The sequence below is a fragment of the Nostoc sp. NOS(2021) genome, assembly GCF_017115025.1.
GTDB lineage: Bacteria > Cyanobacteriota > Cyanobacteriia > Cyanobacteriales > Nostocaceae > Nostoc.
Window position 1 is genome coordinate 44485 of record NZ_JABXKM010000107.1, and the last position, 11904, is coordinate 56388.

Here is an 11904-nt window from a genome sequence, read left to right on the forward strand (position 1 = left end):
AGAAATACCATCTCTACTTAGGAATTCTCAATTTCGTATGTGTAGTCAGTAGTTCAAACTTGCGAATTATCTTTTCTTCCCCTACTGTGGGAAAATTGCAACGCTTCTCCCATTTCTACCCATTGCTTGATGAGTAGGTATAAAATAGAACGTATACTCACTTGTTTCTGAGTGCAAAGCAATTTGAATTGACGCTTTAAAGATTTTGGAACATATGCTTTAACATCTTCAGGGTCTTCGTTCAACGAATCTAGAGATAATTCGGCAAGAGGCGCATCTGCTTGTATCCATTGCCTAATTAAATTATCCAAGACTTCACTCATTTCTAACTCTTTCTGTACACAAATCACCTTAAACTTAAGCTTTAAAGTTTTCGGTATAGCTCCCTTGACAACTACGGTTTCCTCACTAGTTTCTTTGAGCACAAATTTCGATATCATCCTCAATTGCTGTTGGAAAATTTGGACTTATTATCAACCATTACTTTTTCAAAAGTAAAGCTCATAATTAATGCCTTCAATAAATATCTGGCAATATTACTTGTTCAATTTACAAGATATGCAACTCCTTAAACTTTAGAATATTTTGACAAGGCAATAAAGAAAGAAAGATAAATTAAGAATAAACTTAATATATATTATATTATTTTAAAATTGCCAGTAAATAAAATTGAATCAAAGTAATACAAGTAATATCATGTCCGCCTAATCACTTACGATATGTCATGGCGAGTGCAACGAAGTGGAACGTACTCCTACGGAGAAGCAAGCTATGCTCCGCGAACACTTCGTACCCTTCTCCTGGCAAAGACGCTACGCGAACGGGAACGCCAGGGGCGAAGGCAATGACAACTAATCAACCGGACATGATATAAAAGCTTGTACACTTCAAGATACCTGGTAATGACAAGCCTAAAAAAGAAGGAATTAGAGCAAGCCTTTTTAAGGAGGGTAGGGGATCAAGTCTTAACTGAATTGTATTGCAACCAGATACCTATCTAAATATACTTTATGCGGCAGACGTTCATTATCCAGTGCATCACTTGAGTGGCATCAGCCCGAAATTAATCTGACAACACCTGTTCTGCACACTGCTGGATTAATTTGGCGATTAAACCCGTCCAACCAGTTTGATGACTAGCACCAATACCAGCGCCGTTATCTCCGTGAAAGTATTCATTGAACAGAATCAGATCACGCCAATTCGGGTCAGTTTGGAATTTTTCTATTCCACCATAAAAAGGTCGGCGACCAGAAGCATCTGTGAGAAAAATTTGGATCAGCCCTTGAGCTAATTCAATGGCTACTTCCTTAAGCGTCATCATTTGCCCAGAACCGGTTGGACACTCAACTTTGAAATCGTCACCGAAGTAGCGATAGAACTTTTGCAATGATTCTAGGAGTAGATAATTAATCGGAAACCAAATTGGGCCACGCCAGTTAGAATTACCGCCAAACATCCCTGTGGTAGACTCAGCAGGTTCGTAATCGACTCGATACTGGTGTCCATCGACCGTCAAGACATAAGGATGGGATGCATGAACTTTAGAAACAGAGCGAATACCATAAGGGCCAAAAAATTCTGTTGCATCTAACATCTTTTCTAAGATGCGACGGAGTTTATCTGGATGAGCGATCGCTAGTAGTCGGCGCTCACCGACACCTTGTTTATGCATACAAGCGATATTTTGGGTTAGATCGGGGCGATTTTTTAGAAACCATTGCGTCCGCTCTCTAAAGCCTGGGAGCCGTTCTAAGGTTTCTGGTTCTAAAATGCTCACGGCACACAATGGGATTAACCCTACCAGCGATCGCACTTTCATCGGGAATTGATGACCATTTGGTGAATGTAGGGCATCGTAGTAAAAGCCATCACTTTCATCCCATAATGCTATTTCGGCATCACCAACGCCGTTCATGGCATCAGCAATGTACAAGAAATGCTCGAAAAACTTGCTGGCGATGTCTTCGTAGGTAGAATTTTCTTTTGCTAACTCTAAGGCGATCGTCAGCATATTCAGACAATACATCGCCATCCAACTTGTGCCATCTGCTTGTTGCAGGTATCCACCAGTTGGTAGTTGAACGCTACGGTCGAAGACACCAATATTATCCATGCCCAAAAAGCCACCCTGAAAGATATTTCTGCCTTCTAAATCTTTCCGGTTAACCCACCAAGTAAAGTTCAGCAGTAATTTCTGAAAAACACCCTCCAGAAATTTTTTATCCGCATGACCATAGATTTTTTGCTCAATCTGATAAACCTGCCATGCAGCCCAAGCATGTACCGGCGGATTAACATCACCAAAGGCCCATTCATAGGCTGGTAGCTGACCGTTAGGATGCATATACCACTCTCGTGTCAAACGACTCAGTTGCAGCTTGGCAAAGTCGGGGTCAATCATCGAGAGCGGAATTACATGAAAAGCTAAATCCCAAGCCGCAAACCAAGGATATTCCCATTTGTCGGGCATGGAAAGTATATCGTCGTCAAATAGATGAAACCATTCATGGTTTCTGCCAGTGAGCCGCGATGCTGGCGGCGGCGGGCCGGCCGGATCGCCTTTTAGCCATTGTTCAACTACATAATAGTAAAATTGTTTACTCCACAACATGCCAGCAAATGCCTGTCGCTGCACATTCCGACTGTCCTCTAACATCGGCAACGGACAAATCCGCTGATAAAATTCATCTGCCTCGCGCTGGCGCTGTTGCCAAACTGTATCAAATTCAGTCCCGAATGGTGCAATTAAATTTTGCGCGTCACTTAATCGCAACCGCACTGTCTTGGTTTCGCCTGCACCGATGTGTAATTCGTAATGAGCAGCAAACTTAGTGCCAATCTGATTAGGATTGACACCTGTTTTTTGCCCATTTACGACATAATTGTTAATTCCATCTTTAACGTATGCTGAAGCATTGCTAACCCCAAACAATCTTTGATTATTAGTCTCATTTTCTGTAAATAGTAGTTCTGGAGTTTCATTGCAGTAGAGCCATCGGGTTTCTAAAGAGGAGTGATAAGCTTCGATGGTGCTGAGGTGAGAGTTAGATTGGCTAATTTTCAGCCACGGCTTCTCTTCTTGATTAGAAGTCCAAGACCAGGTGTTGCGAAACCAGAGTGTTGGTAACAAATGCAGCATTTTTGCTTCTGGCCCTCGGTTGATCACACGGATCTCAATCAAAATGTCGTCGGGTGAAGCCTTGGCGTACTCAACGAATACATCAAAATAGCGGTCTTGGTCAAATATACCTGTATTGATTAATTCAAACTCTGGGGCTTGGCGATCTCTGCGCCGATTTTCTTCTACCAGCTGGCTGTATGGAAAAGCAGCTTGGGGATATTTATAAAGATATTTCATGTAGGAGTGAGTCGGGGTGTTATCCAGGTAGAAGTAGTATTCTTTAACATCTTCCCCGTGATTCCCTTGATTTCCTGTAAGGCCGAAAAGCCTCTCTTTGAGAATTGTATCCTCACCATTCCAGAGAGCGATCGCAAAACATAGTCGCTGATGATTATCGGAAATTCCCGCAATCCCATCTTCTCCCCAGCGATAGGCGCGGGAGCGGGCATGGTCATGGGGAAAGAATTCCCAGGCGGTACCATTAGGGCTATAGTCTTCCCGCACTGTTCCCCACTGCCGTTCACTCAGGTAAGAACCCCATCGTTTCCAGTAGGCTGTGCGATCGCGGTCTGCTGCTAATCTTGCTTCTTCTTGGGTCATAGCGATTTCGGATTTTAAATTTTACATTTTGGAGGCAGTGCGTTGCGGTAAGCAGTTTGTTGTTGCAACTGGCGTGATTTGGGGAGTTACCGATACCATTGGTTAAGCTGAAAAAACATCTAATTTGCATAACCGAATTAAATATAACTCTTGTGGGGTGGGCAACATGAGCGCCCTAATTATGCTAGTTAAATGTGGAACAGCTTACCAACCATTCTCGGCCTGCTGCCAAATCGAGAACACCACAAATTTAGCATCCAAAGTTGATACTCATAAGGGACAGTACGTTTTGTTCTCCAGATCACAAAAACTCTGGAATGGTAAAGCCAACACAAATAGTTTATTGCTCATGATAATTTCGGCTCAGTCCTCCATCTACATAGAAGGTTGCGCCTGTGATGTAGTCGGCATCTGATGAGGCTAAAAAGACAACTATGGGTGCGATATCTTCCGGCTTGCCTAAGCGACCCAAAGGAATGTTCTTCAGCAGCGCTCCCAATTTTTCGGGGTCGTTTAATAGTTTACTATTGATTGGTGTCTCAATTGCTCCAGGAGCCACGTTGTTAATTGTAATTCCCAAAGGGCCAAGCTCAACTGCTAGGTTACGCATCATCATTTTTACACCACCCTTGCTGACACAGTAGGGAGTGAAGTGGGGGAATGCTATTTCTTCATGGGTAGAGCTAATATTGATGATTTTGCCAGTTCGCTTGGTTTCGATGAAGTGCTGTACTATCGCTTGAGTGGCGAAAAATGTGCCTTTGAGGTTGAGATTAATCACTGCGTCATAGTCGGCTTCGGTGATGTTCCAGAAGTCAGCATTTTGACCGTCGATTCCAGCATTGTTCACAAGAATGTCTAGCTTGCCAAAGTATTGAATACCCTGGTCTATCAGTTGGCGAATATCGCTAATTACACTTAAATCAGCTTTAATAATCAAGCCTTTGCATCCAGCAGCTTCCACTTGAGACAGAGTTGTTTGAGCGCCTTCGGGATGAGAGCGGTAGTCTATTACAACATCTGCACCTTGTTCAGCAAGATGTACAGCTATAGTCTGACCTATTCCCCCACTGCTACCAGTGACTAAAGCTACCTTACCTTCTAGTTTCTTCATTGATTTTATCCTTCTAGAGTATTTTGATGTTTTTTGGATCTGATAAATGACTCTCACTTAAAGGCATATTGTACTGTAACGTCATCTATTTGATTAAGAAAGGATTAAATCTATCCATGCTTTTTAAGATGTGGTACTTTCACATTTTTAAAAATACAACGATAATTGGGAACATGAAAAAGTTTGCCTGTCAAAACTTCGCGTTTACCCATAGCTATCAGTTGAAAAACTCCTACAGCAGTTAATGCCCCTAATGGAGATGCAATACAATAAAGCCACTGGTTTTGCCAAGACCATGCTAGTAAAGCAGGCCCAATGCTGCGTGCTGTATTCAAGCTGGTGCCAGAAATGGGCGCTCCCAACCAAACCATACTTGCCACTAGAAGCCATACCATTAAAGGTGTCCAGTGCAATAGCCGATGATGGCTTAAAAAGATGAAGATAGACAAGACTAACAAAAATGTCATGAAAACTTCAGCTATAAAGACATACCATAATGGATAACCTCTCCCAGGTAAAGTAATACAATAATTGACACTGACAAGGTAATTTCCCCACAAAGCTAATGCTAAAGATGTGCCCAGAATTGCACCAATAAATTGACCAAAAATATATCCAATTAAGTCATATCTATGCATTTTGCCTTGCAACCAAAATGCCAATGATAAGCAGGGGTTGAGGTGCGAACCACTCAGTTTACCCAAAGGTGAAATACTAAATAATGCACCACTCCCAGCAAAGATGAGACCATTAATTAATAAACGAGGACTCACAGCAGGGATAAGATGCTCCATAGGCAAGCCTTTGCCAAAATTGAAAGTGATTATACTGAATCCAACCAAGAGATTGAAAGCAGTTCCCAGCAACTCTGCACCATATTCAGGCCAGTTTAGGATTTTCCAATTCGTGAAAGTATTCATGAGTTTTTTTCTGTTCGACTTTAGCCAATTAGGCAGCACAGACAAGTTGATTTAATAGCACCTCCATTCATGCCAATAAAATAGTTTCTACATCTATAGCAATCCAACTTGAATTTTGAAAGCATACTCAGACTAAAATCTTTATCCAGCAAGGTTTTTATCTGAAAAAATTTTCATTAATTAAACCGGAGTCCTATAGCAACGGCATTTACTGCCAACATCTGCGGCAGAACCAATATACGTGATTATTCCGAATATGTTGGAGCATTCTATGAGAGCAGTAAGGACAATTTTTCACCTCCAGGGCTGGTGTTGATTTAACTAGTAATTGCTGACTGCCTTGAGCTTGGAACGAATACTGGCTTTGAACTGTTGTTATCCAAGATGAACCGTTCGACTGGCTATAGTTTCCGAAACGGCCATGATTTTGTCTCCTTAAGCTTTTGCTCATTGTGCCTTAGCAGGGAAGAAGATGTTTAAGTCAATGAAAAAAAGAAGAAAAAGTTTACTAAAGAAAGTAGGACTTACGCAAAACTACACGCGCTCAGGGGCAATTCATGAATTGCCCCTACCTAAAAATCATTCTTTTCAGCTATTGTTTGCCTAAGTCCTGGAAAGGAAGAAAATATATTTTTGCCCTCTCCCAGAGGGTAACACCGCACTAAATTTATTTATTGACAAACGTAAGAGGATTTTTTCGAGATACACAGTGCGTTCACCCTTGGCGTCTTGCAGAGAGAAAAAGCGAAAAGTCGGAGTGGCAGAAGCCACTGCTCTGTTAGCGCAGCGGTAGCGAGTAATCGAGCGTCGGAACGAGCCAAAACAAGGTGTCCTTGTTGAAACCCCTGAATTTATGGGGTTTCCCTTCTGCGCTCTGCCTTCTCATTGTGATATGTGGCATTAAAGAAGAGAAATGGTATGGTTGTTATTATTTCGCTTCAAACCTGTCTTCACCAGCAAAGATCTACACGTTATTACTAAACTTAAGGCTGTTAACAGGACTTAAATATTTTTGAGTGAGAAACAAGCCTTACCCATGTCGGGTAAGGGAAATACACGCGGTAGGGCAAATCAGCACTTCATCACCTGCAAGTATTTACCCGCACCTGTAGGCGATCGCAGTTCTCTGCTTTGGGTACTCCACTGGGAGCAAAATTTTAAACAGAATTACGGAATTGAGATAACATCGCTTGAAGTCATAATCGTCAAAACACAAACTGACACAGTTTACTGAACTTCTTGCTTTATCAACTCCAAGCAAGAAATCTTGAAAACAGCCAAATTATTAAAGCTACAAAGGAGATAAATCAACATGAACGAGAATGATAACCCACAACCCGACCCACAACCACAACCTCCTGACACATTAGGAAAACCAGGTAAGACCGAATTCATTAACTCTGAACAACAGCCAACAGCACCAGAATTATCAGATAATAATTGAGCGGGAGTAATCTGTAATTAGTCCGTGCAGAAATTTCTGCGGGTGAATCAGGGGTTGTCATGAAATAACTCAAGCCAACCCTTCTCAATTTATTTAGTAACGATGAGTATGGTGGGCAAAAGTTAACAGACGCGATCGCGGTCTCTGACTTATATTTATCTTTCTAAAAAGATAAATAAATATTTACAAATGGTTGAGATTAGCCCTTATAAGCCTTAAATAAGAGATGCTTATTCTCATCACCAATAAATTATCAGTTTGTCACTACAATCGGATAATTTATTGAGATAATTGTATAGAAATAATTTTACTTTCTGGCATTTCGCAATTATGAACCCTAACCTTAAAGATATATCCCCAAATTCGCCTCGCCGTCAAATTCTCAAAACTGCTCTCACCTTTGTGACTGGCTTAACCACAACATCACTGTTATCTTTTTTGATTCCCAAATCCACAAAGCCAGCACAAGCAATTGTTGTGCAACGACCAAATGAGTTTGAACTTCAGGGCGAAGGTACTCACATCAAGTATTCAATTCTCAATGGAGTTCCACAGCTTGATTACAGAACTCAAAACATTTCCGAGCATTTCAGTGGTGATCAAATTCAGACATTAGCTATTGATATCGGTACACTACTCACGGTAATTATTAGCAGACCACCAAACCCTAAGCTGGGAGGAAATATAGTGAGACTGAGCTTACTCTTACCAATTATCAACCTAGTTATCGGTAATACAGAAACTTCTGTGCAAACCGAAGCCATTTTAACTACTGAAAAAACATCAGGATTTATCCGTACTCCCCTGTTTGGACAATTACAGTCATATCAGACTATAGTACTCAAGGGAACCGCTAGATACCTCTAGATAGAGCAACTGTACTACACCAAAACTCGTCGAATATCTTGAGGATACATTGAAGTTGTAACTCACATTCCATACTGGGAAAGGGTTGCAGATATCAAAATCCTAGCTCATTTGTTCGCGTTGAAAGGGCTGGTTGGGCTACGTCAACGCAAACTCATAAAAATTCAGAAAAACCTAAAAGCAAGGCACAGCCCAAGCTTGTAACAAATAAACCTAGCAGGGGCCATATAACAAGGCCGCCTGCCAGGAAGGTATAGTATATTCTGGCCATGTTTGATCAGGTTAGCGCTTATTTGTAAAAAATAATTGCGTATCCCTAGATACAATAACTAAATATTTTGGAAAACACAGTTAAGAAAAGTTACTAAATAGGTTAATTTCCAATTAAAACTAACAATTTCCCGAATGGGGAGATGGGGACACGGGGACACGGAAAAATATTTCCTAATTCCCAATGCCCCATAATATAAGAAAGCGCTTCACACTTCTTAAATAATCAGCTTTATTAGAACAATGGCGAGAGACTTGCGGGGATTCATTAAAATTTTGGAAGAGAAGGGACAATTACGGCGAATTTCAGCTTTAGTTGACCCAGATTTAGAAATTGCTGAGATTTCCAACCGGATGCTGCAAAAAGGTGGCCCGGGGTTGTTGTTTGAAAACGTCAAAGGCGCTTCCTTCCCGGTGGCGGTGAATTTGATGGGAACTGTGGAAAGGATTTGCTGGGCGATGAATATGCAGCATCCAGAGGAGTTGGAAACTCTGGGGAAAAAATTGAGTATGCTGCAACAGCCAAAACCGCCGAAGAAGATTTCCCAGGCGATAGATTTTGCAAAAGTGCTGTTTGACGTGGTGAAGGCAAAACCAGGACGGGACTTTTTCCCTGCTTGTCAGCAAGTTGTGCTTCAAGGTAATGATTTAGATTTAAACAAATTGCCTTTGATACGTCCTTATATTGGTGATGCTGGTAAGATTATCACGCTGGGACTGGTAATTACCAAGGATTGTGAGACGGGGACTCCAAATGTAGGTGTGTATCGCTTGCAACTACAATCTCAGAATACGATGACAGTTCACTGGTTATCGGTGCGGGGTGGGGCGAGGCATTTGCGAAAAGCGGCCGAACGTGGGAAGAAATTAGAAGTTGCGATCGCACTTGGTGTAGATCCTCTAATTATCATGGCAGCTGCCACACCCATCCCTGTAGATTTATCAGAATGGCTATTTGCTGGACTTTACGGTGGTTCTGGTGTGCAGTTGGCAAAGTGTAAAACTGTAGATTTGGAAGTTCCCGCAGATTCAGAATTTGTCTTGGAAGGAACGATTACACCAGGGGAAGTTTTGCCAGATGGGCCTTTTGGTGACCACATGGGTTATTACGGTGGCGTGGAAGATTCGCCATTGATTCGCTTCGAGTGTATGACGCACCGGAAAAATCCGATTTACTTAACAACATTTAGCGGCCGTCCACCTAAAGAAGAAGCGATGATGGCGATCGCACTCAATCGCATATATACACCTATTCTGCGGCAACAAGTATCAGAAATTGTCGATTTCTTCCTACCAATGGAAGCTTTGAGTTACAAAGCGGCGATTATTTCTATTGATAAAGCATATCCAGGACAAGCGCGACGGGCGGCTTTAGCGTTTTGGAGTGCTTTACCACAATTTACTTACACCAAGTTTGTCATTGTTGTGGATAAAGACATAAATATTCGCGATCCGCGTCAAGTTGTGTGGGCGATTAGTTCTAAAGTTGACCCAGTGCGGGATGTCTTTATTCTGCCGAATACACCTTTTGATACCTTGGATTTTGCCAGTGAAAAGATTGGTTTAGGTGGACGCATGGGAATTGATGCGACTACAAAGATTCCGCCAGAAACAGACCATGAATGGGGTTTGCCCTTGGAATCTGACCCAGATGTGGCGGCGATGGTAGAGAGACGATGGGCGGAGTATGGTTTAGCAGAGTTGCAGTTAGGAGAAGTTGACCCAAATTTGTTTGGCTATGATATGAGATAAGGTGTTAGATAGAAACTGGTAAAAATCTCTGCTGGCTATCAGCTTCACTAATTTTTATCAGTCAAACCTACTCATAATTAACAAAATATCAGAATGAAAAAGCTGGAGAACATAGTCTGATATAAATATCTCTTTGATCATCAGCAAAATCTCTTCTACCATGAAGTATTCTTGTATTATCAATCATTAAAATATCCCCTTTTTGCCACGAAATTTCCGTGGTTATTTTTTCAGCAATTTCATTAAGTTCAGATACAACCTCTTCAGGAATTTCTGAATCATCCTCAAAATTAAGAATCTTTGGGCTTAACTGTTTTGTGGGCAATAGGCTATTAATAAACACTTGATACTTTCCACATCTGCTGGGGATAATGGCTGGACAAATGTATTCAAGTAGAATCGATTGATCATTATTTACTGTCAGATGCGTATTATTCTTCTGACACATTTCTTCTAGCTTATTCAAATCATCTGTTTGGTATTTTTTCTGCCAGTCGTGTTGAGACATCCGAACAGTAAATTTTAACTTCTTTTTGCTGAATAACTCTTTAGTTGAACTACTAATTTCATTAAAAAATTGTCTGCCATCACATACCGTAGTTTCACCATCTTCTAATGGTGGATTAGCACAGAAAAACCACAGCAGAAGTGGGATATTTTGCTGATAATACATTTCTCCGTGCAACTTAATCTCAGACTTAAAATCATTTACGCTTAAAAGAGTCTGATCTCCATTAATTACCCTTCTAGTAAATGCACCACCAGCATAATTTATAAAATCGATACTCAAGAGATTGGTAAATTCTTTAAAAAGGTCAGTATCAACATCAAATCCTCTAAAAAGTAAGACTCCATTAGATTTAAACAGGTTAATAATTTCTTCTTTGTCTAATTCTAAAATACTGAGACGATCGAGATTAGTAATCTCTTGAACTATGCCATCTGATATGGGCTGTATCTTGGTATTCATATAACTTAATAAATCTTTGGCGAAATTTGAACTCACTGTTGGCGTTAACTACACCATATATTGACATTTTAATACTCAATCATGTCGTTGTGTTGCATCCATCAGCGTCGGCGTAGCCCGTCGTAGACATCGCAGTACTAAATTTTGTAAAATTAAAAGTGTTATTACAGTACTAAAATCTCTTTTAGGGAACTACGTTACAAAGTTAACTCTAATTTATTTAAGTATATTCTGAAATATAAATCAGACTCCAATCTTAAGTACTGATGCCAAAAAGTTGAACAAATTATGACAAAAAAGTGAAAAATCCAGCATCAAAGTTAGTCATAGGATTGGCATTCAGTTGTATTAGTGTGATGCTTAATACTGGTATAGCTAATCAATAGTTTTAGCTAAATCAACTAATCCTCAAAAGTGCCATATTCTTGCCTACATTACCGATACAGATGCACAAGGTTTAAATGTGCGGAGTGGTGCAAGTAGAAACAACACAATTTTAGGACAAATACCCATCAACGAGACAGTTAAGGTTATTGGTGCTGCTGGAGATTGGGTGCAGATTACTAATGCTAGTGATGGTTTTAAAGGAACTGGATGGGTATTTGTGCCAAAGTTAGGCTTAACAACACAGGGCTACGGTACTAATAGCGTGAATTTATATGCTAGTACCAGTCAAAAAAGCCGGAAAGTGGGAAGAATTCCTGCTAATACGGCTGTCAAATTGTTAGGCTGTCAGCGAGATTGGGCGCAGGTGGAATATCAAGGTGTTAAGGGTTGGTTGAGAAGGGAAGATCAATGTGGTGCAGCCCTTACTAGTTGTTCTTAGAACCCCACCCCCAACCC

Annotated in this window: 10 protein-coding genes; 5 read left to right on the forward strand and 5 right to left on the reverse strand. The window is 40.9% G+C overall.

Annotation, left to right across the window (positions count from 1 at the left end; all coding sequences use genetic code 11):
• Nucleotides 1–53: 53 nt before the first annotated feature.
• The 4 genes from HWQ41_RS13445 to HWQ41_RS13460 all read right to left on the reverse strand — a co-directional run bounded on the left by HWQ41_RS13445 (nucleotide 54) and on the right by HWQ41_RS13460 (nucleotide 5758).
• Entirely contained in the window at nucleotides 54–425 is a 372-nt protein-coding gene (locus HWQ41_RS13445) for a hypothetical protein (RefSeq protein ID WP_292763423.1), read from the reverse strand.
• A 638-nt stretch (nucleotides 426–1063) separates the two neighbouring features.
• A complete protein-coding gene (locus HWQ41_RS13450; RefSeq protein ID WP_292763425.1) occupies nucleotides 1064–3724 on the reverse strand; it encodes a glucosidase in 2661 nt (886 codons plus the stop codon).
• A gap of 340 nt (nucleotides 3725–4064) precedes the next feature.
• A complete protein-coding gene (locus HWQ41_RS13455; RefSeq protein ID WP_292763426.1) occupies nucleotides 4065–4838 on the reverse strand; it encodes a glucose 1-dehydrogenase in 774 nt (257 codons plus the stop codon).
• A gap of 110 nt (nucleotides 4839–4948) precedes the next feature.
• Nucleotides 4949–5758, reverse strand: a complete 810-nt coding sequence (locus HWQ41_RS13460) for an MIP/aquaporin family protein (protein ID WP_292763427.1) — start codon at nucleotides 5756–5758, stop codon at nucleotides 4949–4951.
• 1012 nt (nucleotides 5759–6770) lie between these two features.
• Here HWQ41_RS13460 and HWQ41_RS13465 point away from each other — a divergent pair.
• The 4 genes from HWQ41_RS13465 (at nucleotide 6771) to HWQ41_RS13480 (ending at nucleotide 10091) form a co-directional block, all read left to right on the forward strand.
• Complete coding sequence (locus HWQ41_RS13465; RefSeq protein ID WP_292763428.1) at nucleotides 6771–6992, forward strand: hypothetical protein; 222 nt, start codon at nucleotides 6771–6773, stop codon at nucleotides 6990–6992.
• Between the two features lie 78 nt (nucleotides 6993–7070).
• Nucleotides 7071–7202 (forward strand): hypothetical protein, encoded by a 132-nt coding sequence (locus HWQ41_RS13470; RefSeq protein WP_292763430.1) that lies wholly within the window; start codon nucleotides 7071–7073, stop codon nucleotides 7200–7202.
• Between the two features lie 330 nt (nucleotides 7203–7532).
• A complete protein-coding gene (locus tag HWQ41_RS13475; protein WP_292763432.1) occupies nucleotides 7533–8069 on the forward strand; it encodes a hypothetical protein in 537 nt (178 codons plus the stop codon).
• A gap of 513 nt (nucleotides 8070–8582) precedes the next feature.
• On the forward strand, nucleotides 8583–10091 hold the full coding sequence (locus HWQ41_RS13480) for a UbiD family decarboxylase (RefSeq protein WP_292763433.1): 1509 nt from the start codon (nucleotides 8583–8585) through the stop codon (nucleotides 10089–10091).
• Nucleotides 10092–10179: 88 nt separating this feature from the next.
• Here HWQ41_RS13480 and HWQ41_RS13485 read toward each other — a convergent pair whose 3' ends face one another.
• A complete protein-coding gene (locus tag HWQ41_RS13485; RefSeq protein WP_292763434.1) occupies nucleotides 10180–11061 on the reverse strand; it encodes a TauD/TfdA family dioxygenase in 882 nt (293 codons plus the stop codon).
• 463 nt (nucleotides 11062–11524) lie between these two features.
• On the opposite strand from HWQ41_RS13485, the gene HWQ41_RS13490 reads away from it, so the two are divergent.
• Nucleotides 11525–11887, forward strand: coding sequence for an SH3 domain-containing protein (locus tag HWQ41_RS13490; protein WP_366931668.1), 363 nt, complete (start codon nucleotides 11525–11527; stop codon nucleotides 11885–11887).
• The last annotated feature ends 17 nt before the right edge of the window (nucleotides 11888–11904 follow it).